Annotated in this window: 27 protein-coding genes and 1 tRNA gene; 17 read left to right on the forward strand and 11 right to left on the reverse strand. The window is 68.7% G+C overall.

Going from position 1 to position 24,100, the window contains the following annotated elements:
* Positions 1-365 precede the first annotated feature (365 nt).
* Genes ACWEIJ_RS09590 through ACWEIJ_RS09605 form a run of 4 tightly spaced genes read right to left on the reverse strand, consistent with a single transcriptional unit; the run spans position 366 to position 4,648 of the window.
* On the reverse strand, positions 366-722 hold the full coding sequence (locus ACWEIJ_RS09590; protein ID WP_449836707.1) for a septal ring lytic transglycosylase RlpA family protein: 357 nt from the start codon (positions 720-722) through the stop codon (positions 366-368).
* Positions 723-767: 45 nt separating this feature from the next.
* Positions 768-1,160: a contact-dependent growth inhibition system immunity protein gene (locus ACWEIJ_RS09595; protein WP_449836708.1), complete on the reverse strand. Its 393-nt coding sequence runs from the start codon at positions 1,158-1,160 to the stop codon at positions 768-770.
* A 28-nt stretch (positions 1,161-1,188) separates the two neighbouring features.
* Entirely contained in the window at positions 1,189-1,818 is a 630-nt protein-coding gene (locus tag ACWEIJ_RS09600; RefSeq protein ID WP_449836709.1) for a hypothetical protein, read from the reverse strand.
* A gap of 40 nt (positions 1,819-1,858) precedes the next feature.
* Positions 1,859-4,648 (reverse strand): BTAD domain-containing putative transcriptional regulator, encoded by a 2,790-nt coding sequence (locus tag ACWEIJ_RS09605; protein WP_449836710.1) that lies wholly within the window; start codon positions 4,646-4,648, stop codon positions 1,859-1,861.
* Between the two features lie 379 nt (positions 4,649-5,027).
* Here ACWEIJ_RS09605 and ACWEIJ_RS09610 point away from each other — a divergent pair, with 379 nt between their 5' ends.
* On the forward strand, positions 5,028-5,747 hold the full coding sequence (locus ACWEIJ_RS09610) for a cytochrome P450 (protein ID WP_449836711.1): 720 nt from the start codon (positions 5,028-5,030) through the stop codon (positions 5,745-5,747).
* Here ACWEIJ_RS09610 and ACWEIJ_RS09615 read toward each other — a convergent pair.
* The 3 genes from ACWEIJ_RS09615 to ACWEIJ_RS09625 form a co-directional block, all read right to left on the reverse strand.
* Positions 5,722-6,150 carry an OsmC family peroxiredoxin gene (locus ACWEIJ_RS09615; protein WP_355447752.1) on the reverse strand — a complete coding sequence of 143 codons (429 nt, stop codon included), beginning with the start codon at positions 6,148-6,150 and terminating at the stop codon, positions 5,722-5,724. The genes ACWEIJ_RS09610 and ACWEIJ_RS09615 overlap by 26 nt on opposite strands.
* Before the next feature lie 144 nt (positions 6,151-6,294).
* A tRNA-Gly gene (locus ACWEIJ_RS09620) sits at positions 6,295-6,367 on the reverse strand.
* 32 nt (positions 6,368-6,399) lie between these two features.
* Positions 6,400-6,798 carry a DUF7674 family protein gene (locus ACWEIJ_RS09625; RefSeq protein ID WP_449836712.1) on the reverse strand — a complete coding sequence of 133 codons (399 nt, stop codon included), beginning with the start codon at positions 6,796-6,798 and terminating at the stop codon, positions 6,400-6,402.
* A 173-nt stretch (positions 6,799-6,971) separates the two neighbouring features.
* Here ACWEIJ_RS09625 and ACWEIJ_RS09630 point away from each other — a divergent pair, with 173 nt between their 5' ends.
* The 3 genes from ACWEIJ_RS09630 to ACWEIJ_RS09640 all read left to right on the forward strand — a co-directional run bounded on the left by ACWEIJ_RS09630 (position 6,972) and on the right by ACWEIJ_RS09640 (position 9,714).
* Positions 6,972-8,300, forward strand: coding sequence for a sigma-70 family RNA polymerase sigma factor (locus tag ACWEIJ_RS09630; RefSeq protein ID WP_449836868.1), 1,329 nt, complete (start codon positions 6,972-6,974; stop codon positions 8,298-8,300).
* Positions 8,301-8,394: 94 nt separating this feature from the next.
* Positions 8,395-8,832 carry a DUF983 domain-containing protein gene (locus ACWEIJ_RS09635; protein ID WP_449836713.1) on the forward strand — a complete coding sequence of 146 codons (438 nt, stop codon included), beginning with the start codon at positions 8,395-8,397 and terminating at the stop codon, positions 8,830-8,832.
* Between the two features lie 15 nt (positions 8,833-8,847).
* Entirely contained in the window at positions 8,848-9,714 is an 867-nt protein-coding gene (locus ACWEIJ_RS09640; RefSeq protein ID WP_449836714.1) for an Fpg/Nei family DNA glycosylase, read from the forward strand.
* Here ACWEIJ_RS09640 and ACWEIJ_RS09645 read toward each other — a convergent pair.
* From ACWEIJ_RS09645 to ACWEIJ_RS09655, 3 genes are read right to left on the reverse strand one after another with little or no spacing between them, the layout of a single operon-like run.
* Positions 9,707-10,285, reverse strand: coding sequence for a LutC/YkgG family protein (locus tag ACWEIJ_RS09645; protein WP_449836715.1), 579 nt, complete (start codon positions 10,283-10,285; stop codon positions 9,707-9,709). The genes ACWEIJ_RS09640 and ACWEIJ_RS09645 overlap by 8 nt on opposite strands.
* Positions 10,278-11,696, reverse strand: coding sequence for a LutB/LldF family L-lactate oxidation iron-sulfur protein (locus ACWEIJ_RS09650; RefSeq protein ID WP_449836716.1), 1,419 nt, complete (start codon positions 11,694-11,696; stop codon positions 10,278-10,280). The genes ACWEIJ_RS09645 and ACWEIJ_RS09650 overlap by 8 nt, the downstream gene beginning before the upstream one ends.
* The gene (locus tag ACWEIJ_RS09655) at positions 11,678-12,385 is read right to left on the reverse strand and encodes a (Fe-S)-binding protein (protein WP_449836717.1); all 708 of its coding nucleotides are present in this window, start codon (positions 12,383-12,385) and stop codon (positions 11,678-11,680) included. Before ACWEIJ_RS09655 ends, ACWEIJ_RS09650 begins: the two co-directional genes overlap by 19 nt.
* 111 nt (positions 12,386-12,496) lie before the next feature.
* Between ACWEIJ_RS09655 and ACWEIJ_RS09660 the strand changes: the two genes are divergently transcribed.
* On the forward strand, positions 12,497-13,759 hold the full coding sequence (locus tag ACWEIJ_RS09660; protein WP_449836718.1) for a sensor histidine kinase: 1,263 nt from the start codon (positions 12,497-12,499) through the stop codon (positions 13,757-13,759).
* Between the two features lie 212 nt (positions 13,760-13,971).
* Here the strand turns inward: ACWEIJ_RS09660 and ACWEIJ_RS09665 are convergent, their stop codons facing one another.
* Entirely contained in the window at positions 13,972-14,139 is a 168-nt protein-coding gene (locus ACWEIJ_RS09665; RefSeq protein WP_166048541.1) for a hypothetical protein, read from the reverse strand.
* 98 nt (positions 14,140-14,237) lie between these two features.
* Here ACWEIJ_RS09665 and ACWEIJ_RS09670 point away from each other — a divergent pair, with 98 nt between their 5' ends.
* The 12 genes from ACWEIJ_RS09670 to ACWEIJ_RS09725 all read left to right on the forward strand — a co-directional run bounded on the left by ACWEIJ_RS09670 (position 14,238) and on the right by ACWEIJ_RS09725 (position 24,090).
* Positions 14,238-15,098, forward strand: coding sequence for a S49 family peptidase (locus ACWEIJ_RS09670; RefSeq protein ID WP_449836719.1), 861 nt, complete (start codon positions 14,238-14,240; stop codon positions 15,096-15,098).
* Between the two features lie 63 nt (positions 15,099-15,161).
* Positions 15,162-16,031, forward strand: coding sequence for a LytR/AlgR family response regulator transcription factor (locus tag ACWEIJ_RS09675; protein WP_449836720.1), 870 nt, complete (start codon positions 15,162-15,164; stop codon positions 16,029-16,031).
* Positions 16,028-16,456, forward strand: coding sequence for a hypothetical protein (locus ACWEIJ_RS09680; protein ID WP_355447722.1), 429 nt, complete (start codon positions 16,028-16,030; stop codon positions 16,454-16,456). Before ACWEIJ_RS09675 ends, ACWEIJ_RS09680 begins: the two co-directional genes overlap by 4 nt.
* 1 nt (position 16,457) lies before the next feature.
* The gene (locus ACWEIJ_RS09685; protein WP_449836721.1) at positions 16,458-18,257 is read left to right on the forward strand and encodes a sodium/solute symporter; all 1,800 of its coding nucleotides are present in this window, start codon (positions 16,458-16,460) and stop codon (positions 18,255-18,257) included.
* Positions 18,258-18,515: 258 nt separating this feature from the next.
* The gene (locus ACWEIJ_RS09690; RefSeq protein ID WP_449836722.1) at positions 18,516-18,866 is read left to right on the forward strand and encodes a DUF485 domain-containing protein; all 351 of its coding nucleotides are present in this window, start codon (positions 18,516-18,518) and stop codon (positions 18,864-18,866) included.
* Positions 18,863-20,455 carry a solute symporter family protein gene (locus tag ACWEIJ_RS09695; RefSeq protein WP_449836723.1) on the forward strand — a complete coding sequence of 531 codons (1,593 nt, stop codon included), beginning with the start codon at positions 18,863-18,865 and terminating at the stop codon, positions 20,453-20,455. The genes ACWEIJ_RS09690 and ACWEIJ_RS09695 overlap by 4 nt, the downstream gene beginning before the upstream one ends.
* 118 nt (positions 20,456-20,573) lie before the next feature.
* The gene (locus ACWEIJ_RS09700; protein WP_449836724.1) at positions 20,574-21,080 is read left to right on the forward strand and encodes a SigE family RNA polymerase sigma factor; all 507 of its coding nucleotides are present in this window, start codon (positions 20,574-20,576) and stop codon (positions 21,078-21,080) included.
* Positions 21,077-21,892 carry a hypothetical protein gene (locus tag ACWEIJ_RS09705; protein ID WP_449836725.1) on the forward strand — a complete coding sequence of 272 codons (816 nt, stop codon included), beginning with the start codon at positions 21,077-21,079 and terminating at the stop codon, positions 21,890-21,892. The genes ACWEIJ_RS09700 and ACWEIJ_RS09705 overlap by 4 nt, the downstream gene beginning before the upstream one ends.
* A 59-nt stretch (positions 21,893-21,951) precedes the next feature.
* Positions 21,952-22,290, forward strand: coding sequence for a rhodanese-like domain-containing protein (locus tag ACWEIJ_RS09710; RefSeq protein ID WP_449836726.1), 339 nt, complete (start codon positions 21,952-21,954; stop codon positions 22,288-22,290).
* 2 nt (positions 22,291-22,292) lie between these two features.
* Complete coding sequence (locus tag ACWEIJ_RS09715; RefSeq protein WP_449836727.1) at positions 22,293-23,198, forward strand: DUF4328 domain-containing protein; 906 nt, start codon at positions 22,293-22,295, stop codon at positions 23,196-23,198.
* Positions 23,199-23,260: 62 nt separating this feature from the next.
* Positions 23,261-23,440 (forward strand): hypothetical protein, encoded by a 180-nt coding sequence (locus ACWEIJ_RS09720; protein ID WP_449836728.1) that lies wholly within the window; start codon positions 23,261-23,263, stop codon positions 23,438-23,440.
* Positions 23,437-24,090, forward strand: coding sequence for a DUF5753 domain-containing protein (locus ACWEIJ_RS09725; RefSeq protein ID WP_449836729.1), 654 nt, complete (start codon positions 23,437-23,439; stop codon positions 24,088-24,090). Before ACWEIJ_RS09720 ends, ACWEIJ_RS09725 begins: the two co-directional genes overlap by 4 nt.
* The last annotated feature ends 10 nt before the right edge of the window (positions 24,091-24,100 follow it).

A 24,100-nucleotide genomic window follows, 5' to 3' on the forward strand; every position in this document is an offset into this window, starting at 1 on the left:
CGCCTGAGTTGTCGTCGTCGTGACCGTGGTGGTCGTAGTGGTCGTCGTAGTCGTTGTCTTGGAAGAAGAAGACGGTGCGGACGACGAGACTGACGACACGGTCAGTGATGGCGCCTCTGTCTCAGTAGGCACGAGCGACGGCGTGTTGACCAGTGAGACGCGGGCCGGACGGTCGTGGTCCGGGGATGTCGGATCGCCCGACGCGAGCGATCCGACATGCGGTACGAGCACGTAAAACGCTGCGGCGACAGCACCGAGGAGAGCACCGGTCGCGAGCCGACCTGGGCCACTCATCGCCGCCAACACCCGGATTGCCTATCTCGTTCACTCGATTGGGTCAAGCAAAACGAAAGTTTTCTACTCAACTAGATCTTCGTGACGGTGACTCCGACTACGCCCTGTGACAGCGGGGCGATCGCCTTGAAGGCCTTCGGGGTGAGGTCGATGCACCGGCCGGTGACGTACGGGCCGCGGTCGTTGATCCGCACGGTCACGGTCTTGCCGTTGGAACGGTTCTTCACCTTCACCTTGGTGCCGAACGGCAGCGTCTTGTGCGCGGCCGTCAGCTTGTTGGGGTCGAAGGGCTCGCCGCTGGCCGTCGTGCCGCCACCGTCGTAGTAGGAGGCCTTGCACGTCTCGGCGGACGCGACGGGGGAGAAGAGCACTGCGGTGGCGGCGAGAGAGGCCAGCGTGAGGCCTGCGGCTGCGAGAGTCTTTGGCATGACGCCAGCAACTCACCGCGCGGCAAAGGGACGCCTAACGCGCGCCTAACCGGGGAACTGCTCGGCCGCGGACACCAGCAGCTGCCAGTCGCCCTCTGGCAGCGTGCGCAGCCGGTCCAGCAGAACCGACATGCGGTGCAGCAACTCAGGGTGATCGGCCCAGAAGGAGTGATCTACTCTCAGTAGAGCGGCGAGCAGGTCGCCGGGATAGAGCGCGAACGAGCGCAGCGGGTCCGACTCGACGTGCTCCAGCGCCAGCAGCGCGGTCACGTCCAGGCCCACCTGATGTGTGACGAGCAGGTGCAACGAGGTCGGCGTCAGCTCCCGCACCGGCAGGTCGCGCAGCGCGCAGAGGTCCCGGTACAGCTGGGTGGACGACGAGTCAGGTCTCAGCCAGTCGTCGTCGCTCAGGTGCGCGAGCGTTCTGTCGCGGTCCACGCACACATGGTCCCTGCCAGGGGAAGACCTAGCGTGCCGACTGGGGCAACGGTTCGGCATTGGGCGACTGCCAGCCGACCCGCACCAGCACCTCGCCCTCGTGCAGCACCGCCTGCGACGCGAGGCCCCACACGGTCGACGCCAGCAGCACGGAGCTCACGGCCTCGCCCATCCGCAGCCAGTCGTGGCCGACCACCCGCATCAGCGCGCCGTTGCGCCGCGCGACCAGTTCCAGGTCGCAGTTCTCGGCGCGGGCCGCGTGCAGCAGCCACGTCAGCGCCGAGTCCGGGACCTCGTCGGGCAGGAACGGCCGCGGGTCGGCACGGCGCAGCGAGATCGCCGCCGCGGAGGCCACCTCGCACGAGAACGGGTCCAGCTCCCACCGCGGGTGCACCGACGCGATCTGACCGTCGGAGAAGACGGACCGCAGCACGTGGCAGTCCCAGCCCATCGCCGAGAGAGCGACGCGCACGTGGTGGAGAACGGCGCCACACGCGAGGAGTGCCGTCTGGTCCGTGCGCGTCGTCAGGAGTTCGAGGCATTCGTTGCCCTTCCTCCACCGCCACGGCGGCACGATGCCGAACGACGGAGCCCGTGTGGCGAGTTTCAGCACTTCCTCGACGGTCTCGGCGTCGGGCGTGCGGACGCTGGTCCTCATTCAGCACACGTTTCTCCTCGGCGACTGCGCCGGGACTGCGTCACGATTGCGCGGCCGCGACCACCGCGGCAACGGTGAGCGCCGAGCCGCGGGCGAACTCGGCGGCGTAGGCCTCCTCGCCCAGCGCCTGCCGGCACAACGCCACGCACTGGTCGTGGGAGGCCGCGAAGTTCGCCGACCCGAACAGCGGCAGCCCGACGGACTGCCACACGCGGTCGGCGCCGCCCAGCAACAACGCGGCGTGCGACGGGGACCCGGTGACCACCGAGATCAACGCCAGCAGCTCCACCGACACCGCGATCCCCAGCAGGTCGTCGAACTTCTCCTTGATGCGCAACGAGGAAGTGGCCAGCTCACGAGCTTCGGCGACGTCACCGCGTCCCATCGCCACGAAGGCCAGGACGTACAACGCGTACGCGCGCGCCCACAGCTCTCCGTTCTCCTCGCACACGGCCCGTGCCTCTGCACAAAGGGCGGCCGCCCGGTCGAGTTCGCCACCGAACGCCACGGTGATCGCCAACGCCACCCGCGCCATGATCACGTTGCTGTCGAGGTGGCCCAGTTCGGTGTGCAGCCGGTCGGCCTCGGTCAGCAGCGCCGCGCCCAGCGGCAGGTCGTCGTTGAACACCGCCGCCGCACCCTGCACGTAGGTCGCGTAGACGTCGGCGTCCGCGTCGTCCAGCAGCGCGGCCTCCTCGCGGCACGCCTCCAGCAGCGCGGGCACCGCGGCGGTGTTGCCCTGCAACGTGGCCACGTACCCGTTGACCCACAACGCCTTGCAGCGCGCGCGTGACGGTTCGGTCTCCAGCGACAGCGCCCAGTTCAGCCAGTGCCGTCCCTCGGCGAAGCGGCCGCAGCCGACCCAGTAGAACCACAGGGTCGCCGCCAGCCGCAGTCCCGTGTCGGCCTCACCCGGGGTGGTCAGCGAGTACTCCAGCGCCGCACGCAGGTTGCCGCGCTCGGTCGTCATCGCCCCGACGGTCGCGGCCTGCCGTGGTGTGAACCAGGCCCGCTCGCCCTGCTCGGCGATGCCCGCGTACCAGTCGCGGTGTCTCATGTGGAGCCGTGCCTGTTCATCGCTCGCACGCAACCGCGTCTGCCCGTATTGGCGCATGGTCTCCAGCAACCGATAGCGCGCCACGCCCGCGTGTTCCTCGCGCTGCAGCACGGACTTGTCGACCAGTCCGTCGACCGCGTCGAACATGAAGTCGGCGGTCAGCACGTCGTCCGAGCACACCGCCTCGGCCGCGGCGAGGTCGAAGCTGCCGGCGAAGACCGACGCCCGTGCCCACAGCAGCTGCTCGCGCGGCGAGCAGAGGTCGAAGCTCCAGTCCATGGTCGCGAGCAGGGTCTGGTGCTGCGGCAGCGCGTTCCGGCCGCCGTCGGTCAGCACCCGGAACCGGTCGTCCAACCGTTCCAGCAGCTGCGAGGGCGTCAACGCGCGCACTCGCATGGCGGCCATCTCGATCGCCAGCGGGATGCCGTCCAGGCGCCGGCACAGGTCGCTGACGGCCTGCTCGTTCGCTCCGGTGATGACGAACGAGCCGGGCACCGCGGCGTCGGCGCGCTGGGCGAACAGCGTCGCCGCCGGATAAGGCACGGACAACGGCGCCACGGACAGCACCTGCTCGCCGTAGACCCTCAGCGCGCGTCTTGAGGTCGCGATCACCCGCAACTTCGGCGCGACCCGCAGCAGCGTGTCGACGAGCACCGCGCAGTGGTCGACGACGTGCTCGCAGTTGTCCAGCACCAGCAGCGCGTCCCGGTCGGCGAGGAACTCGGTGAGCACGGTCAGCTGCCCGCGCCCGGTCTGGTCGACCACGCCCAGCGCCTCCGCCACGGCGTGCGGCACGAGCGCCCGGTCGCGCAACGCCGCCAGCTCCACCAGCCACACCCCGTCCGGCGGCTGCTCACCACGCGCCACGTGCACCGCGAGCCGCGTCTTGCCGACCCCGCCGACGCCGATCAACGTCACCAGCCGGTGCTGCCGGATCAGCTCGGCGACGTGCTCGGTCTCCGGCCGGTCCACGAAGCTCGACCGGTCGGCCGGCAGGTTGCCGCGCACCGGCACCGCAACGCGTTCGGCCAGGTCGAGCCGTGGATCGGCGGTCAGCACCGCCTGTTCGAGATCGCGCAGCCGAACGCCGGGCTCGATGCCCAGCTCGTCGACCAGCACGCCGCGCGCCCGCTGGAACGCGGCCAGCGCCTCCGCCTGCCGGCCACACCGGTAGAGCGCGATCATCAGCTGCTCCCACAGCCGTTCGCGGAACGGGTGCTGCTCGACCAGCGAGCTCACCAGCGGCGCCACGGCGGCGTGCTCACCGAGCGCCAGCGAGGCCTCCATCAGGTGCTCGGTCGCGTCCATCCGCAGCTCGGTGAGCCGCGCGGACTCCTGCCGCGTCCACTCACCCGGCCGGCAGTCGGCCAACGGGTCGCCGGTCCACAACGCCAGTGCCTCGCGAAGCAGCCGTGCGGTCTCCATCGGGTCGTCACTGGCGCGTGCTGCTGCGACGAGAGTCTCGAACCGTGCCACGTCGACGGTGTCGGCCGACGCGTTCAGCACGTAGCCCGGTTCCCGCGTGGTGATCAGCTCGCCGAGCCCGGCGTCCCGGATCTGGTTGCGCAGGCGTGCGAGGAGGCTGTGCAGGGTCTTCGTGGCCGACGCCGGCACCTCGTCCGCCCAGAGCGCGTCCACGAGCGCGCTCCTCGGCACCGTTTCGCCCGGCTTCAGGGCAAGACGGGCCACCAGGGTCCGCTGTCCCGCACTGCTGAGCTGGACCAGCCCGTTCGGACCGGTGAGTTCGAGCGGACCGAGCAGCCGGATGATCACTTGAATTCGTCCTGTCGTCAGCCCCCGACAAAGGCTGGAACCGGGACAAGATACTGCAATGGAATTCGACCCGAGAATCAACGCCCAGCGGGTGACCGCCTACGCCGACCTGCGTGCCGTGCTGGCTGATCCGGTGACGTTCTCCTCCCGGAACATGGCAGGTCCGCAGGTCGCGGCCGTGGCGGCGGTGCTGCCGCCGGAGCAGCGGCGATTGCTGGAATTGATGTCGTCGCTCAACGCGGCGGACGGATCAAGGCACGCCCGAATTCGTGCGACGGCGAATCAGAAATTCACTCAAACGGCCGTGCGCCAAATGGCTGACCCAATTCGACTGCGGGCTCGGAGGCTCCTCGACGAACTGCCGTCGGAGGCCGATTTCGTGAGTGAGTTCGCCGCGCCGTTCGCGCTGGGGGTCGTCGGCGACGTGCTCGGCGTGCCGGAACGGGACTTCCCGCTGTTCCGCGAGTTCGTGGCACCGGTGCTGGAGCTGACCAGCGGTGAGGAGGTCAGCGAACGGGTGCTCGGGTCGTACTTCACCGGCATGAACGAGTTCTGCGCCTACTTCGCGCGCTCGAACGCGTTCCGGGGCGGCCAGCTCTCCGAGCAGGAACGGCTGTCGCTGTGCCTCGCGGTCGTCGTGGCCGGCACCGACTCGACCACGAATCTGCTGGCCAGCACGCTGCTGCGGCTCGACCCGCGAGAACGCCGGCTGGGCGGCGTGGTGGAGGAGGTGGTGCGGCTCGACACGCCGTTCATCGGCTTCTTCCGGACGGCCACCCGCCCGGTGACCACGGCCGGGGTCAAGATCGCCGAGGGCGACCACCTGTTCCTCGACTACGCGGCGGGCAACCGCGACCCGCGCGTGTTCACCGAGGACTTCGACCCCGGCAGGCCGGCCGTGCCGGCGCACCTGGGCTTCGGGCACGGCCCGCACTACTGCCTCGGCGCCGGCCTCGCCAGGTTGCAGGGCCGCATCGTCGCCGAGGAGCTGCTCGACCGCTCGTTCGAGGTGGTCGAGCAGCCCGTGCGCCGCCGCAGGCACCTGATCAGCAACGGGCCCGCGGAGCTGCGCTTCAGACCAGGGCGGCGTCCAGCGTGATGTTCTCGACGCCCGCGAGCGCCTTGGAGACCGGGCAGTTCGCCTTGGCGCCCTCGGCGGCCTCGACGAAGGCCTCCTGGGTGAGGCCCGGCACGTTGGCGCGCACGGTCAGGTGGATCCCGATGATGCCCTGGCCGGCCTGGAACTTGACCTCGGCCTTGGTGTCGATCGAGGTGGGCGGCGTGCCCGCGCCGGTCAGGCCGTGCGAGAGCGCCATCGAGTAGCAGGACGAGTGGGCCGCGGCGATGAGCTCCTCCGGGCTGGTCTTGCCGCCCGCCTCCTCGGCACGCGCCTTCCAGTCGATCTCGAAGCTGCCGCTCTTGGACGTGTCGAGGCTGACGTTTCCCTTGCCCTCGACGAGAGAGCCTTCCCAGTGCGCGTTTGCCGTCTGAGTGATGGCCATGGTCTCCAGGTCCTTGTCGAACGAGCTCGATCAGGTTGATACGAGCGGACGGAGACCACCTTTCCACGGCGCGGCCCCGAGATCACCTTGAGAAGTCTGAGAAACGAAGAAGGCCGGTGTCCGTGGACACCGGCCTTCTTCGAGAGCGGATGACGAGACTCGAACTCGCGACCCTCACCTTGGCAAGGTGATGCGCTACCAACTGCGCTACATCCGCACTGCCTTACGGGTAAGAACTATACAACAGCCTCAAACGGCGTCTCGACCGGGGGGTCGTAAACCGGCCAGCAGCTGATCTACCTCGTCCAACTGCTCCTTGGGCCAGCGCCACTCCCACAACGCCCGCACCTTGGGCAGCACGTCGCACGGCAGCCAGGCCGCGACCTCCTCGCGCAGGTCCCAGTCGTCGAACACGTGCTCGTAGAAGCTGATCAACGCGGCGTTCTCCAGGAACTGCTCCGGCTGGTGGAAGCACCAGTGCGCGAAGCCGTACGCGCGGCGCAGCACGTCGTCGTCCTGCTCGCGGTGCGCCTCCATGGCCAGCTGCGACAGCTCCGAGAAGAAGACGTGGCAGGACCACTCCTCGGTCTCGGCGACAGCACGAAGTTCCGGCACGAGGGCCGAAGCGCGTTCCCGCCAGTCCACCACGGCCGTGACGATAGTCGCTCGATCTTGTCGCGCCGACGGTCCGACGCCCACCTGTGACCGTCTCGTCACCGGATGCGTTGCGCTGATCAGCCCACGACCATCGGCTGGTCTTGTATATCGACCTGTTCTCATCCAGGAGCAGTTCTGGCCCCTTGTGGCATGTTGAACCCGTGATGGTCGACGAGAACGAGGTCGACCGGGACCTGCTCGCCAGAGTGCGCGAGGGAGACGACTCGGCCTACGGCGAACTGTTCTCCCGGCACGCGGACGCGATCCGCCGTTTCTCACTCAGGCACGTCCGCGAGGCGGCCGAGGCTGACGACCTCACCGCAGAGGCCTTCTTCCGGATGCTGCAGGCGATTCGGCGCGGGAGCGGTCCGACGGACCACGTCCGCACCTATCTCCTGACCGTCGCGAGGCGCGTCGCGTGGGAGTGGAGCGGCCGCAGGCGGGACGTCCCGGTGGAGGACGAGGAACTGGGGCGTCGGGTCGAGCCCGTGGGCGACAACGCGAACCGGCGTGCCGAGCACAACCTGATCACCAGAGCCTTCTCCAGCCTGCCGGAACGGTGGCGGGTCGTGCTGTGGCGCGTCGAGGTGGAGGGCGAGCGCCCCGCCTCCGTGGCACCGCACTTCGGTCTTTCACCGAACGCCATGTCGGCGTTGGCCCGTCGCGCGCGTGAGGGACTGCGTGCGGCGTACCTGCAGGCACACCTCGCCACCTACGACGAGCGTTCGTCGTGCGCGGCGATCCGGTCGAAGCTCGGCACCTTCACCGCCGGCGGGGTCCAGGGCGTCGAGGAACGCCGGATCCGGGCCCACCTGGACGGCTGTTCGTCCTGCGCGCAGCTCTACACCGAGCTGAACGAGGTCTGCGCGACCCTGCGCGCCAACGCGGCGTTCCTGGTCGTGCCGTCCACGCTCGGCCTCGCGTTCGCCGGGAAGATGCTGATCGGCAAGACGAAGATGGCCGTGGTGGCGGCCAGCGTGGCGACCGTCGGCCTGATCGGCACGATGGCCTCGGTGTTCACCGGCGGGCCCGGTGCGGCGGTGCTGCAGCCGGACCAGCGGCCGGTGATCGCGCTGAGCACGTCGGGTTCGACCAGCTCCGGGCACAGCAAGGAGCTCGTGGTCGCACCGGCGCCCGAGACCCACCAGGAGCAGGTGCAGCCGAAGCCGCAGCAGAACGTGGTCAACCCCGGCGGAGGACAGCGGCTGGAGACCGTGCGCAAGACGACGTCCTACGTGCCGCCGCCGCAGACCTCCGAACGGCGGGAGCCCCCGGCCGAGCGGGGGTTGCCGGTGGTCCAGTCGTCGTCGAGCACCACCGAGGTGGTCGTCACCACGATCATCAGCAGCTCGCGGGACATCAGGTCGCTGGACACGGCGCCGGTGTCGTCCCATCGGCCTCCGCCTCCTCCGCCGCCCTCGGATCCGTGCTCGTCGCCGCAGACCACGGCCACCACGATCACGCTCTACCCCAAACCGCTCGTCCAGAACTGACGGTGACGATCGAGGCCGGGCGAGTTCACCCACAAGGCTCGCTCCGCGTTGGGTACGGTTTGACCAGAACCGACCGAGCGTGGGAGACGGGTTTATGACGCGGCTGGTGCGCGGTGCCGACGGGCGGATGTGGACGGTCCACAGCCGGATCGAGTGGCGCAACCCGGAGTTGTCCGACGACTTCGAGCACGACGTCAGCGGCGGTGTCCTGCCCGGCGTCATGATGGCCGGGATGCTCGTGGTGATGACGGTGGTGCTGATCGCGTGGACGCCGGAGCAGGTGGTCGTGCCGGGGTGGCTCATCCTCGCGCTGATCTTCCTGTTCGCGTTCTTCCCGGTCCGCTGGGCGCTGCGCCGGCCGCACACGCTGGTCGCGGAGAGCAAGGCCACGGCCGACGAGCTGCCACCCGAACGGTGGATCGGCCAGGTCAGGGGGCCGTTGGCGGTGCGCCAGGAGGCCTCGCGGGTCGCTCGCACGATCGAGATGCACTCGCTGCCGGACGTCGAGGGCCCGCTGCAACCCGTCGACTGATGCGACACTGGACCGGTGCCCGAGCTACCCGAGGTAGAAGCACTGGTCCACCACCTGCGTGAGAACGCGGTGGGCCGAACCGTGCACCGCGTCGACGTGGCGTCACTGCAGGTGCTCAAGACGTTCGACCCGCCGTGGACCGCACTGCACGGCCAGGAGGTCGTGGCCGCCCACCGGCACGGCAAACACCTCGACCTGGAGGTCGCGGACGGCCTCCACCTGGTCGTTCACCTCGCCCGCGCCGGATGGCTGCGGTGGGCCGACACGATGTCCGCGCCGCCGCCCAAGCAGGGCCGCGGGCCGCTGGCCCTGCGCGTGCACCTCGGCCCGCCCGGCCAGGGGCCGGGCTTCGACCTGACGGAAGCCGGCACGAAGAAGGGGCTCGCGGCGTGGATCGTGCGCGACCCGAAGACCATCGCGAGCATCGCGAGGCTGGGTCCCGACGCGCTGGGTCTCACCCGCACGCAGCTGGAAGACCTGCTCAGCGGGCACACCGAGCGGTTGAAGACGGCGCTGACCGACCAGTCGCTGATCGCGGGCATCGGCAACGCCTACTCCGACGAGATCATGCACATGGCACGCCTCTCGCCGTACGCCACTTCCGGCAAGCTGAACGAGGAGCAGCTGGACCGGCTGCACGAGGCCATGATCAGCACGCTGACCGACGCCGTGGCGCGGTCGGTCGGTCAGGACGCGGCCCGGCTCAAGGGCGAGAAGCGGTCGGGACTGCGGGTGCACGCGCGCACCGGGCTGCCGTGTCCCGTGTGCGGCGACACGGTTCGTGAGGTGTCGTTCGCGGACAAGGCGTTCCAGTACTGCCCGACGTGCCAGACCGGCGGCAAGCCGCTGGCCGACCGCCGGTTGTCGCGCCTGCTCAAATGACGATCAGGACCTCCAGGGTGCGAGGGCCGTGGACGCCCTCCACCCGGTTGAGCTCGATGTCGCTCGTTGCGGACGGCCCGCTGATGAACGTCAACGGCCGCGTGGGCTCCAGCCGTGCCAACGCTTCCGGCACTGATGCGGCGATCTGGTCCGCGCGCACGACGCACAGGTGGTAGTCGGGCAGCAGGGTGAGCGCGCGGCGGCCCTGAGCCTCACCGCCGTCGAGCACGATCGTGCCGGTGTCGGCGATCGCCACCGCGCAGCCGGTCAGCACGCCGTCCGCCTGATCCAGCTCGTCGATCGACAACGGCTCGTGCAGCCACGTGACGCCGTCGATCAGCCACTCCGGCGGAACGTCCTGGGGCGCAACGATCCGCTTGCCTTTGAGACGTTCCAGCGCCGCGGGCACGTCGCCGACGGTGTGCACGATCGCGCGGTAGTCGGCGACCCGTGCGGCGAACAGCTCGACGCCGCCCTCGCCCGTCCGGTCGTAGCCGCGCACGACGGGCCTGGCCGCCGGCACCTTCGCGTTCCGGATGCGCTGGAGGATCTCTTCTTTCGCGCTAGCCACGGTTCTTCCTCCACCAGGTGCGGAACGACTCGGCCGGCGGTGCGGGCACGTCGCGTGAGGACGTCCACTTCGAACCCGGCCACGGCAGGGACGTGATCCGCCCGTCCCTGGCGAGGAACCTGGCCAGGGAACCGGCTTTCTGCGCCTTCTCGTAGCGCGAGGCCTCGCCGAAGATCCACGCGGCGGCGGCCATCGCGACCGACTCCGCGGTGCGCCCCTTGGCCTCCACGGCCTCGGCGCGCAGGTGCGTGAGGACCGACGGGATGTCGATCCGCACCGGGCAGACCTCGAAGCACGCACCGCAAAGTGACGAGGCGTAAGGAAGTGAGGCCGCCTGCGGGTCGTGCATGTCACCGACCAGCTGCGGCGTGAGGATCGCGCCGATCGGGCCGGGGTAGACCGAGCCGTACGACTGGCCGCCGGTGCGTTCGTAGACCGGGCACACGTTGAGGCACGCGCTGCACCTGATGCACCGCAGTGCCTGGCGCCCGACGGAGTCCTCGAGCGTCGCGGTGCGGCCGTTGTCGATCAGCACCAGGTGGAACTTCTGCGGGCCGTCGCCGGGCGTCACACCGGTCCACACGCTGGTGTACGGGTTCATCCGCTCCGCGGTGGACGAGCGGGGCAGCAGCTGCAGGAACACCTCGAGGTCCTGCCACGTCGGCACGAGCTTCTCGATGCCCATCACGGTGATCAGCGTTTCCGGCAGGGTCAGGCACATCCGGCCGTTGCCCTCGGACTCCAGCACCACGATCGACCCGGTGTCGGCGACGGCGAAGTTGGCACCGCTGACGGCGACCTTCGTGGTGAGGAACTTCTGCCGCAGGAAGACGCGGGCCGCCTCGGCGAGGTCCGCCGGTTCGTCGGAGACCTCGACGCCCATGCGGCGCTGGAAGATCTCGCGGATCTCCGAGCGGTTGCGGTGGATCGCGGGCACCAGGATGTGCGACGGCCGGTCGTCGCCGAGCTGCACGATCAGCTCCGCGAGGTCGGTCTCGATCGCGTGCACGCCACCGGCTTCGAGGGCTTCGTTGAGCCCGATCTCGGCCGTGGCCATCGACTTGACCTTCACGACCTCGCGCGCGTCCTCCGCGCGGCACAGGTCGAGCACGATCCGGTTCGCCTCGTCGGCGTCCCGCGCCCAGTGCACGACCCCGCCGCGTGCCGTCACCGACTCCTCGAGCTGGAGCAACAACGTGTCGAGGCGCGCCAGCACGTCGTCCTTGATCTGCTCGCCGGCGACCCGCAGCTGTTCCCAGTCGGTCATCTCGGCGACCGCGGCCGCCCGCCGACCGCGGATGGTCCCGGTGGCCTTGCGCAGGTTCTGCCGCAGCTGGGTGTCCTGCAACGCCGCCCTCGCGGCCTTGGGGAACGTCGGGCTGCCCAGCCACGTCACGGGGTTGCGCGCCACGGGTCCTCCTCCGTCGAAGCCAGGATCTCCGCCAGGTGCACCGGCCGGACGCCCGCGCGCAGCCGCGACAGGCCGCCGCCGATGTGCATGAGGCAGGAGTTGTCGCCGGCGGAGAGCACCTCGGCGCCGGTGTCGAGCACGCACCGCATCTTGTCCGCGAGCATCGCGGTGGACGTCTCGGCGTTCTTCACCGCGAACGTGCCGCCGAAGCCGCAGCACTGCGTCGCGTCCGGAAGTTCCACCAGATCGAGTCCCTTGACCGCCCTGAGCAGCGCCAACGGCTTGTCGCCGACGCCCAGCATGCGCAGGGAGTGACAGGTGGGGTGGTAGGTGACCCGGTGGGGGAACCACGCGCCCACGTCGGTCACGCCCAGCACGTCGACGAGGAACTCGGCGAGCTCGAACGTCCGCGGCGGAGCCTCACCCAGCGTGGGGTGGATCTCCCGCACCATGCCCGCGCATGACCCGGATGGCGCAACCACGTGGTCGTAGCCGCCGAAGACGTCGGTGTACTTGCGCGCCAGCGGCTTCGAATGCTCCCGATAACCCGTGTTGAAGTGCATCTGCCCGCAGCACGTCTGATCGAGTGGGAAATCCACCGAACAGCCGAGCCGTTCCAGCAGACGCACCACGGCACGTGCGGTCGACGGGAAGAACGTGTCGGTCAGGCAGGTTGCGAACAGCGCCACTTTCACGGGCACACCCTCTCCCCAAATTCATCGGATGTCTACCCGGATCGGTGGACCGTACGGGGGTACGCCGGGCGCGCCTCTTGCTATCGGGGCCACCCACAGCACAGCATGTGCAGCGTGGGCGACCTGTTGACCGAGCGCGCTGTGCTCGGCGTCATCGCGACCCTGGCCGTTCTGGGCCTCTTCGTGATGCTGTGCCGCGCTCGACGAGTCAGCACCTCCGTCGAGGATGCTGTGATGGACATGCTCGACCGCATGTCCAGGGCGTCGAGCGACCTCCGCGCGGGTTTGACGGAGGAAGCGGCGAACAAGGCCACCCCCCACCTGCGCGAGATGCTGCGGTGCGTCGCGGTCGCCATCACCGACGAGGAAGGCACCGTCCTGTCGTGGGACGGCGGCGCGAACGACCACTACGAGTACCTCCGCGACACGGTTGCCCGTGCGATCAACAACTGCCACAAGGAACACGTCGACCACCGCAAACTCGGCTGCGAGCTGCAGGGCCCGTGCTCACTGCACAGCGTTGTGGTCGTACCGCTGGTTGTCGAGGGCGACGTGGCCGGCACGTTGATCGTCGTGTCCGGCGTCGCCTCCAAGCGCCAGATCCGCATGGCGGAGGAGACCGCCCGCTTCGTCTCGACCCAGCTCGAACTGGAGGTCGTGCAGAAGCAGCGGCAGGCACTCGCCCAGGCCGAGGTGAAGGCCCTGCGCGCGCAGATCTCGCCGCACTTCGTCTACAACGCCCTGAACACGATCTCCTCGCTGATCCGGACCGACCCCTCGCACGCCCGCGAGCTGCTGCAGGAGTTCGCCGAGTTCACGCGCTACTCGTTCCGCACCGACGGCCTCTTCACGACCCTGGCCGACGAGCTCACGAACATCCACCGCTACCTGACGATCGAACAGGCCCGCTACGGCTCCCGCCTGAACGTCCGGCTGCGGATCGCCCCGGAGGTCCTGCAGGTCGTGCTGCCGTTCCTGGTGCTCCAGCCGCTGGTCGAGAACGCGGTCCGGCACGGCCTGGCCAAGAAGCCGGGCGGCGGCATGCTCACGATCACCGCGGAGGACAACGGCAACGAGGCCCTGATCAGCGTCGAGGACGACGGCGTCGGCATGGACCCCGACCGGCTGGACGACATCAAGGACGCCCACCAGACCGGCGCCCACGTGGGCATCGGCAACATCAACGACCGCATGCGCACGGTGTTCGGCGCCGAGTACGCCCTGGTCGTGGAGACCGCGCCCAACGCGGGCACCAAGGTCATCCTGAAGGTGCCGAAGTTCGCGCGGAACGTGCTGCCCAACCTGAACCTCGGCGCGCAGCTGACCGACGAGCCGATGACGAACGAGCAGCCGGTCGTCCGCGCCTGAAGTTGAGTGCGCAACGATCCTCAACTCGGACGGTCAACGTGCCGATTGTGGTGTTGACCAATGAACAGCCGGCGCTCCCTCAGGTCGAGGCCGGCCGCGAGTTAAGGGCATCATCAAATTGCAGGAACAACAGGCACCCGAGCGCGTCCGCGTCTGCATCAAGTGCACGGCCAAGGGCTTCAACAGCTGCAAGTGCTGAGAGGCACCGCAGGTCAGCGTGCGGCCACCGCCAGAGTCGTGATCAGCACGACGGCGCACACGCTCCAGCTCACCCACATCCAGTAGATGTGCATCGGCGTCGGCCCGGCGGCGTTCTGCCTGCCCCGGTCGTCCCACCACTCGACGTAGCGTTCGAGCCAGCGGATCGGGTTGAACGTCACGACCCGAACCTAGCAGCACGTGTGGAAAGTCACGCGGGAGCAACCGACATCCCAGTTGGGCTCCCGCGTGTCCGCGAAACGCACGTACTGTCGAGTACATGAGCGTCACGGACAAGATCGCGGCCCGGCTCCCCAGGGTCATGGACCGGGGTGAACGGCCACCGGTCGTCGCGGCGGTGCGGTTGCACGGGGTCATCACCCCTCAGTCCTCGCCGGTCGCGCGCAACACGATCAGCCTCCAGAACGTCGAGACGGCCATCAACCGCGCGTTCGACAACGAGCGCCTGATCGCCGTGGCTCTGCTCATCAACTCTCCCGGCGGCGCGCCCACGCAGTCCGCGCTGATCGCCGAGCGCATCCGCGAGCTCGCGACCAAGAAGCACGTGCCGGTGCTCGCGTTCTGCGAGGACGTGGCGGCGAGCGGCGGCTACTGGCTGGCGTGCGCGGCGGACGAGATCTACGCGCACGGCACGAGCCTCGTCGGTTCCATCGGCGTGGTCAGCGCCGGCTTCGGGCTCAACGGGCTGCTGGACAAGGCCGGTGTCGAGCGCCGCGTCTACACGGCCGGTGAGAACAAGGTGCGGCTCGACCCGTTCCAGGCCGAGAAGGCCGAGGACGTGGAGTGGCTCAAGGGCCTGCACGCCGACCTGCACGAGCAGTTCAAGGCCTGGGTCACCGAACGCAGGGGCGCCAAGCTCAAGACCGAGGAGGATCTCTTCAGCGGCGAGATCTGGACCGGGACGAAGGCACAGCAGCTCGGTCTGGTCGACGGCATCGGCACGCTCCGCAGCGTGCTGGCGAAGCGGTTCCCGGACGCCGAGCTGACCGTCGCCGAGCCGCGCAAGCCGTTGCTGGCCAAGCTCGGGCTCACCGGCGCATCCACCCGATCGGGCGATCTCGTGACGCAGGTGCTCGCGAGCCTGGAGGAACGTGCTCGCTGGTCCCGATTCGGGTTGTGAGCATCAGTTCGGTTTCGCAGGGCGTGTCGAGGCCTACCCCGGCGTAGACATGACCGCACATTGATGGGCAAGATGCCCGACACAGTGAGTACCCAAGACAACGCCGGTCTCCTCGTCCTCGCAGTCGATGACGAGGCTCCTGGCCTGAGCGAGATCAAGTTCCTGCTCGAGAGCAGCCCCCACATCCGGCGCGTCCTCACGGCCTTCGACGCCGCCGAGGCTCTGCGCATCCTGAGGGGGGACTACGAGCAGGAGGTCATGGCGAGGACCAAGGCCGGCCTGCCGCCGGTCGACGCGGTGTTCGCGGACATCAACATGCCCGGGCTGTCCGGCATGGATCTCGCACGGGTGCTCAGCGCGTTCCGGTACCCGCCCGCTCTAGTGTTCGTGACGGGTGTGGAGGAACGCGACGCGCTCGTCACGGCGTTCGACGTCGGTGCGCTCGACTTCATCAACAAGCCGATCAACGAAGAGCGCGTGCTCAAGGCGATCTCCCGGGTCGCCGACCGGGTGGGCCGCACGGCGGCACCGCAGGCGCCGGCCGCGGTCACGGCGCAGAGCGTTGCCGCGGAGCCCGCCGACGACGAGGTCATCCCCGTAGAGCTGGGCGGCACCATCAAGCTCGTGCCGCGCGCGTCCGTGCGGTACGTCGAGGCGCAGGGCGACTACGCCCGCCTGCACACCCAGGACGGCAGCCACCTGGTGCGCATCCCGCTGGCGCAGCTCGAGGAGCGGTGGGCCAACGCGGGGTTCGTGCGCATCCACCGGTCGTACCTGGTCGCGCTGCCGTTGGTGAGCGAGCTGCGGATGACCGCGAACGGTTACGCGGTGGTCATCGGCACCGGTGAGAGCGCCAAGGAGCTCCCGGTGAGCCGCCGGCACACCAAGGAGCTCAAGGAACGGATCGTGCGACCGCCGAAGAGCGGCTGGTGAGCAGGCACGACGCGGGAAAGCCCGAGCAGGCCGCCCGCGAGGCCTGGCTCGGCGAGCAGGCCCGCAAACCACGCAGGCGCAGGGTCGTGCTCGCGGACTCGACGAAGTCGCGCGGCAAGGCGCTGCGCACGATCATCGAGCTGGAGGAGCAGACCAGCGTCGGCGAGAAGCTGGTGCGCGACCTCATCAAGCAGCAGCTGCGCTCCGCGTTCGGGCTCGCGTTCGCGGTCCTGATCGGCATGTGCCTGCTGCCCATCACGTTCTACCTGTTCCCGCAGATCGGGGACCTGAAGATCCTCGGCATCGGCATTCCGTGGCTCGTGCTCGGCCTGGCGCCCTTCCCGGTCCTCTACGGGGTCGGCTGGGTGTTCCGCAGGCAGGCCGAACGGCACGAGCGCGACTTCGTGAACATGGTCGACCGCTGACGTGAACGCCACCATCTGGAGCCTCAGCGCAATCGTCGCCGTCGCGGCCGTGACGTTCCTGCTCGGTTACGTCGGATCGCGCAAGGCCAACACCACCCCGGACTTCCTGGTGGCGCGCCGCGCGATCCCCGCCACCCGCAACGCGGCCGCGATCTCGGGCGAGTACCTGTCCGCGGCGTCGTTCCTCGGCGTGGCCGGACTCGTGCTCAAGGACGGCATCGACGCGCTCTGGTACCCGATCGGGTTCACCGCCGGGTACCTCGCGCTGCTGCTGTTCGTGGCCGCGCCACTGCGCCGCTCCGGCGCCTACACGTTGCCGGACTTCGCCGAGGCCAGGCTGGGGTCGGCGAACGTGCGGCACTTCAGCACGTTCTTCGTGGTCTGCATCGGCGTGCTGTACCTGGTGCCGCAGTTGCAGTCCGCCGGTCTGACGCTGACCACGATCACCGGCCTGCCCGCGTGGTTCGGCGGCCTGATCGTCACGGTCATCGTGGTGATCAACGTGCTGGGCGGCGGCATGCGGGCGATCACGCTCGTGCAGGCGTTCCAGTACTGGGGCAAGCTCTTCGCGATCGCCGCGCCGACGTTCGTGCTGTTCGTGGTGTTCCTCGCCTCGCCGGACCGCGGCACGCAGCCGATCAGCGACAACGGCGTGATCAGGTTCCCGCAGGCCGAGAAGATCACCGTGGCCGAGCAGGCGATCAAGGTCAGGGTCGACGAGCCGCTGACGTTGAAGGTGCACGGCGAGATCGACGGCAGGGCGGCCGATGGCAAGGTGTTCTGGGGCCGCGGGGTGTACGAGCTCAGCCCCGGCACGGTCATGGAGTTCACCGCCGGCAGCCCGGTTCCGGTGGTCGAGGGCTCGCCGACGAACAACCACGACTGGACGCGGCCGCAGACCGGTGGCATCTCCGACCTGCTCAAGACGTACTCGCTGATCTTCGCGACGTTCCTCGGCACGATGGGCCTGCCGCACGTGCTGGTCCGCTTCTACACCAACCCGGACGGCAAGGCGGCCCGCCGCACGGCGTTGCACGTGCTCTACCTGCTCGGCCTGTTCTACATCTTCCCGACGGTGCTGGGCGTGCTGTCCCGGCTCTACCTGCCGCAGCTGCTGGTGAACGGGAAGACGGACGCGGCGGTGCTGATGCTGCCGAGCACGATGGTGCCGAACCTGGGCGGCCAGATCCTCGGCGCGATCGTCGCCGCGGGCGCGTTCGCGGCGTTCCTGTCGACCTCGTCGGGGCTCGTGGTTTCGGTCGCCGGGGTCGTCTCGACGGACATCATGCCGGGCAAGGTTCGTGACTTCCGGTGGGCGACCGTGTTCACCGGACTCGTCGCGATCGCGCTCGCTCTGCTCCTCCCGCGGTCCGACGCGTCACTCACCGTGGCGATGTCGTTCGCGCTCGCCGCGTCGACCTTCTGCCCGCTGCTGGTGCTCGGCATCTGGTGGAGGGGACTCACGTGGGTGGGCGCCGTGTGCGGTCTCGTGCTCGGCGGCGGCATGGTGATCATCGCCCAGGTGATCAGCGTGATCAGCTCCTACACCGGCCACTGGGCACCCGCGGTGTTCACCCAGCCGGCGCTGGTCACGGTACCGATCGCGTTCATGACCATGATCGTGGTCAGCAAGGCGACCAGGCGGCGTGCTCCCGCGGACGTCAACCAGATCCTGCTGCGCCTGCACGCCCCGGACCCGCTGGGTTTCATCCGGGACCGCGACGTCGCCCGCTTCGGCACCGCCGAGGAGAAGGCACGCCTGGCCGAGGACAAGCGCAGGGGAGCTAGTCGAACACGCTGAGTGGTCAGCGTTTCAAATGGGTGAAAATCGGTCACTCGAATCGGTGAACGGCGAAATCGGTCACGCAGAGTGCTGTTCACCGACGCATACTGACCGTTCGTCGCTTCACCCGACTGCCTGGCGCAACGCCTCGAACGGGGTCTTACCGAGTGACTCAGGTCTCCATACGGTTCTCGACCAAGAACAGGACCGCACCTGGAGGCATTACGTGCCCGTCACGTTGCTGACACCTACGACGAGTACCGCTAGGAGGGGACTGTGAGCACTGTTGAGCACACCCCGGCCGAGTCGTCCCCAGACGCGCAGAAGTGGGTCGACGTCCAAGCAAGTGATGACTTCGCGCAGCTCAAGCACCGGCTGCGGAAGTTCGTGTTCCCCGTCTCCGGGCTGTTCCTCGCCTGGTACGTGCTGTACGTGCTCCTCGCGGACTACGCGCACGGGTTCATGTCGACCAAGGTGATCGGCAACATCAACGTGGGCCTGATCTTCGGTCTGCTGCAGTTCGTGTCGACGTTCGTGATCACGACGCTCTACGTGCGGCACGCGAACAAGAACCTCGACCCGCTCGCGGAGAAGCTCCGCGCCGAGATCGAGGAGAGCGCGAAGTGAACAGCAGCAACCCGGCCCTGAACATCAGCATCTTCGGTGTCTTCGTCCTGATCACGCTGTTCGTGGTCATCCGGGCGAGCCGCAACACCAAGACCGCCGCCGACTACCTGGCGGCCGGACGCGCGTTCACCGGCCCCCAGAACGGCATCGCGATCGCCGGTGACTACCTGTCCGCGGCGTCGTTCCTCGGCATCGCGGGTGCCATCGCCCTCAACGGCTACGACGGCTTCCTGTACTCGATCGGCTTCCTGGTGGCGTGGCTCGTCGCGCTGCTGCTGGTCGCCGAACTGCTGCGCAACACCGGCAAGTACACGATGGGTGACGTGCTGAGCTTCCGGATGCGCCAGCGTCCGGTCCGCGCGGCGGCAGCCACGTCGACCATGGCCGTCTCGTTCTTCTACCTGCTGGCCCAGATGGCCGGTGCCGGTGGTCTCGTCGCCCTGCTGCTCGGCATCACGGGCACGGGCGGCCAGTCGATCGTCATCGCCGTGGTCGGCGCCCTGATGATCGCCTACGTGCTCATCGGCGGCATGAAGGGCACCACCTGGGTGCAGATCATCAAGGCGGTCCTGCTGATCGCGGGCGCCGCGATCATGACCTTCTGGGTGCTCGGCAAGTACGGCTTCAACCTGTCGTCGCTGCTCGGCGCCGCGGTCGAGAAGGCCCCCAAGGCCGGTGAGAAGCTGCTCGGCCCCGGTCTCGCCTACGGCAAGAACGGCACCACGCAGCTCGACTTCCTGTCGCTCGCGCTGGCGCTGGTCCTCGGCACCGCGGGCCTGCCGCACATCCTGATGCGCTTCTACACCGTGCCGACGGCGAAGGAAGCCCGTCGCTCGGTCGTGTGGGCCATCTGGCTGATCGGCATCTTCTACCTGTTCACGCTGGTCCTGGGCTACGGCGCCGGTGCGCTGGTCGGTCCGGACGCGATCAACAAGGCGCCCGGCAAGGCCAACTCGGCCGCTCCGCTGCTCGCGCTGGAGCTCGGTGGCCCGATCCTGCTCGGCCTGATCGCCGCGGTGGCGTTCGCGACGATCCTCGCGGTCGTGGCCGGTCTGACGATCACGGCGTCGGCGTCGTTCGCGCACGACATCTACGCCAACATCATCAAGAAGGGCACGGAGGAGGACAAGGACTCCGAGGTCAAGGTCGCCCGCATCACCGCGGTCGTGATCGGTCTCGTGTCCATCGGCGGCGGCATCATCGCCAACGGCCAGAACATCGCGTTCCTCGTGGCGCTGGCGTTCGCGGTCGCGGCCTCGGCCAACCTGCCGACGATCCTCTACTCGCTGTTCTGGAAGAGGTTCAACACCTCGGGCGCGCTGTGGAGCATCTACGGCGGCCTGATCGTGACGATCACCCTGATCATCCTGTCGCCCGCCGTGTCCGGCACGCCGACCTCGATGTTCAAGAATGCCGACTTCGACCTGTTCCCACTGTCGAACCCCGGCATCGTCTCGATCCCCGTCGCGTTCCTGCTCGGTTACGTCGGCACGATCCTGTCCAAGGAGAAGGCCGACCCGGTCAAGCAGGCCGAGATGGAGGTCCGCTCCCTCACCGGTGCGGGCGCCGAGAAGGCCGTCGTCCACTAACTGGGCCACTCGTCGCCGTCGTTCGGAGAACGGGCCGTCCTTCACGGGGGCGGCCCGTTCTCGTGTTCGTGCAACCCCGGCCGGGGTGACCGCGTATTGAACGTGAGGCAGCACGAGCTTGGGGGACGGAGTGCGGCGGGACGAGGAGTTCTCGGAGTTCTTCAGCAACAGGTTCGACTGGGCCCGCCGCACCGCGTACGCGCTGTGCGGCGACTGGTCGGAGGCGGAGGAGCTCGCGCAGAACGCGTTCGTGAAGGCGTACGCGAAGTGGGGGAGCGTGCGGCAGGAGAGTGCGGATGCCTACGTCCGCACGATCCTCACGCGGTTGTTCCTGGACACCAGGCGGCGCGTGCGCGGACGTGAGCACCCGGTCGCCGACGTGCCGGAACGCGGCGTCGGCGGCGGTTTCACCGAGCAGAACTCCCGGTTGCACGACGCGTTGCAGCGGGTTCCGCCCAAGCAGCGGGCCGTGCTCGTGCTGCGTTATGTCCACGACCTGTCCATCGAACAGACGGCCGCTGAGCTGGGCTGTTCGCAGGGCAACGTGAAGAGCCAGACAGCCAGGGGACTGGCGACGCTCCGCGAGGCGTACGGCAGCCCGGTCAACTCGGAGAGTGTGCGATGACTGTGGAAGAAGAGCTGCGCGGGGCTCTCGACGTTCCCGCGCCACCGGCCGCCACGACGCTGGAAGGCGTGCTGAGGCGGGGCAGACGCCGGCTGTTCGTCCAGCGTGCGGGCGCGGTGCTCGGCACGCTGGCGGTCGTCGGGATCATCGGTTTCGGCAGCGTCGTCTGGAACTGGAACCAGGCCACACCGATGACACCGGGCGGCAGTCCCGGGGACTGGCCACGTGCGTCCGGGGTGGTGCGGAAGCCGGTCGACCTGAACAACACGAACGGTGAGTGCGACCCCCAGATGCCGACCGCGCTGATGGTTCGCGGGTTCGGTGCGCAGAGGTTCAGCACCGACCAGCTCCGCAGGTGGCGGGAGAAGGCGCAGGAGGTGCTTCCGTCGCTGGAGTTGGGTGCACAGGCCGTCCAGGACGACCTCAACATGTACGAGTACGAGGTCACCGATGAGCGCGGTACCGGCAGCGTGCGGCTGTCCGCCGGGGTCTTCACCGGCAGTCCGAGCAACGCGGCGGACGAAGCGCTGTGGTCGGTGGGGGGCTGCCAGGCGCCGCGTCGCGTGAGGGCTCCGGACGGCACCGTCTACCAGCTGTACGACGTGGTCTCCTCCACGCTGTGGGACACGACCTCCCAGAAGTCGGCGCCCGCGAAGATGCAGACCCTGCACGTCTACCGGCCGGACGGTTCCGCCTTCCGGATCGACCAGCTCAGCGTGGTCACGACGAACCTCGACAAGAGGCGGGAGTCGCTGCCGCTGACCGAGAGTCAGCTCGTGAGGCTCGGGCCCGCCATCGCGGGGGTGGCCTGAGGTGGACCCGTGCCGGAGGTTCACGTCCGTGCAACCTCCGGCATGGGAACATCTACGGCGTGACTGTTCCAAGCGTGGAGATCGCCGACGTGCCGGCCCAGCTGCCTGAGGACGCCGTCCTGCTGGACGTGCGCGAGCAGGACGAGTGGGACGCGGGCCATGCGCCCGGCGCGCTGCACATCCCCATGAGCGAGATCGGCGCACGGCTCGACGAGGTGCCGAACGACGTGCAGCTCTACGTCGTGTGCCGTGCCGGTGGCCGCTCCGCCCGCGTGACCCAGTACCTCAACGAGAACGGCTGGGAGGCCGTGAACGTCGAGGGCGGCATGCAGCACTGGGAGGCCTCCGGTCGTCCGCTCGAAGGCGGCGCCGACGGCATGGAACCCGAGGTCATCTGATCGTGCAGCCGTTGCAGCCGATGCGCGTGGACTGGGTGGCGACTCCGCCGCCCGGTGCGTACCCGCAGCCCTCGCGGCGGTCGCAGCGGCTGACCTACGGCGGCCCGCCGAACTACCCGGTCCCGCCGCGCTGGGGTTTCCCGCTGCTCGCGTGGCGCTGGCCGACGGCCGTGCCCGGCACCGTCGAGCAGGCCGACTCGGTCGACGGCGTGCGCCGCCTCGGCAAGACCGCGCAGAACTCCCTCTGGCTGCTCGCCGCCGTCGCGGTGTGGGGCGTGTTCGCCGAGATCTGGCGCTACGTCCTGGTCGCGATGAGCCGTTACGGCGCGCTCTCGGCCGGCGTGGTCAGCGCGTCCGACGCGATGGTGGTGACCGCCTCGGCGATCACGCTCGTCGGCTGCCTGCTGTCGTTGGTGCTCACGCTGCTGTGGGTGCGGCGCACGCGGAACGTGGCCGCGACCCTGGTGGGCTACGGGCCGTCGCGCTCGGACGAGCAGGCCCTGATCGGGTTGATCGTGCCGGGCGTGAACCTCGTCGTGCCCGGCTCGGTGCTCGCCGAGCTCGAACACGCCGTCACCCGCAGGCCCGCCGGCGAACGGCCTCGGCCGTCGAAGCTCCTGCGCTGGTGGTGGGGCCTGTGGGTGGCGTCCGGTCTGCTGTTCGTGATCACGATCCTGTGGTCGTTCCGCAGCAGCACCCAGGCGCTGGCCGACGGCGTGCTGCTGCACGCGCTCAGCGACCTGGTGCTGGCCGCGGTCGCGGTGACCACGGCACTGGTCGTCCGGCGGATCACCACGCTGCTGCTGCCGGTGGACGCCGCGTCGGTGCGGCTGATGCGCGTGCTCGAGGTGAAGGACGCTCCCGAACCGCCGTTGCGGACGTTCCGCGCGTCCGGGTCGCCGAGGTAAGCCTTTCGTGTGATCTTTCGTGAGATTCTCACTTCAGCGATCTCACTGACGATCATCGAAGGATGCGCAAGCGTCAGCCGCCTTTCCGCCGCCGCAAGCTGGCCAAGAAGCTGCGGAAGATGCGCCTGGACGCCCGGATGAGCATCCAGGAGGCGGCGAAGGCACTCGACAAGGACGTCCAGCGCTCTACCGCATCGAGGCTGCGGAGACCCGCGTCGACGTCCACCTGGTGCGGTCGATGATGGACCTGTACGACGCTTACGCTCCCGATCTGCTCGACCAGGTGCGCGATGCGCTGAAGGCAGGCTGGTGGCGCGCCTTTGGTGTGGACGACCAGGGGTATCTCGATGTCGAGACCGAAGCAGCGATGATCAGAGAGATCGCTCTGCTGACGATCCCCGGGCTGCTCCAGACGGAGGCTTACACACGGGCGCTCTTCGACGCTTACCACCGCGAGCACAGCAAGGAGTGGCAGAACAACCAAGTCGCGGTTCGGCAGTTCCGGCAGCGGCGCCTCACCGACCCCGACAATCTGCTGGTACTCGATGCCGTCATCGACGAGGCGGCGTTGAGAAAGCTTGTGGGAGGGCCTGTTGTGATGCGGGCGCAGCTTCGCCACCTGATCGACATGGCTGCATTGCCCAACGTCACGTTGAGGGTGCTCCCGTCCAATCTGGGCGCTCATGACGGGATGAGTGGCGGGTTCACCCTGCTGAGCTTCCCCGACCATGATGATTCCGATCTCCTCTACATCTCCTACGCAACCGGTGCGATGCATATTGAGAACGAGGAGGAGCTGAAGGCGGCTAGGCTGACGTTCGACCACTTGGCGGCCAGGGCGTTGTCGCCCGCCGAATCGGTGGCCTTGATCGAGCGGACGCTGGCCGAGTGAAGGGTGTCCA

This window comes from Lentzea sp. NPDC004789, from assembly GCF_053601075.1.

What these genes read in the sequence shown, in the direction of transcription:
- ACWEIJ_RS09590 (WP_449836707.1), bottom strand. Translation starts at nt 722, where the DNA reads ATGCCAAAGACTCTCGCAGCCGCAGGCCTCACGCTGGCCTCTCTCGCC.
- ACWEIJ_RS09600 (WP_449836709.1), bottom strand. Translation starts at nt 1,818, where the DNA reads ATGAGGACCAGCGTCCGCACGCCCGACGCCGAGACCGTCGAGGAAGTG.
- ACWEIJ_RS09615 (WP_355447752.1), bottom strand. Translation starts at nt 6,150, where the DNA reads ATGGCCATCACTCAGACGGCAAACGCGCACTGGGAAGGCTCTCTCGTC.
- ACWEIJ_RS09630 (WP_449836868.1), top strand. Translation starts at nt 6,972, where the DNA reads ATGGTCGACGAGAACGAGGTCGACCGGGACCTGCTCGCCAGAGTGCGC.
- ACWEIJ_RS09635 (WP_449836713.1), top strand. Translation starts at nt 8,395, where the DNA reads ATGACGCGGCTGGTGCGCGGTGCCGACGGGCGGATGTGGACGGTCCAC.
- ACWEIJ_RS09660 (WP_449836718.1), top strand. Translation starts at nt 12,497, where the DNA reads ATGTGCAGCGTGGGCGACCTGTTGACCGAGCGCGCTGTGCTCGGCGTC.
- ACWEIJ_RS09670 (WP_449836719.1), top strand. Translation starts at nt 14,238, where the DNA reads ATGAGCGTCACGGACAAGATCGCGGCCCGGCTCCCCAGGGTCATGGAC.
- ACWEIJ_RS09675 (WP_449836720.1), top strand. Translation starts at nt 15,162, where the DNA reads ATGGGCAAGATGCCCGACACAGTGAGTACCCAAGACAACGCCGGTCTC.
- ACWEIJ_RS09705 (WP_449836725.1), top strand. Translation starts at nt 21,077, where the DNA reads ATGACTGTGGAAGAAGAGCTGCGCGGGGCTCTCGACGTTCCCGCGCCA.
- ACWEIJ_RS09720 (WP_449836728.1), top strand. Translation starts at nt 23,261, where the DNA reads ATGCGCAAGCGTCAGCCGCCTTTCCGCCGCCGCAAGCTGGCCAAGAAG.
- ACWEIJ_RS09725 (WP_449836729.1), top strand. Translation starts at nt 23,437, where the DNA reads ATGATGGACCTGTACGACGCTTACGCTCCCGATCTGCTCGACCAGGTG.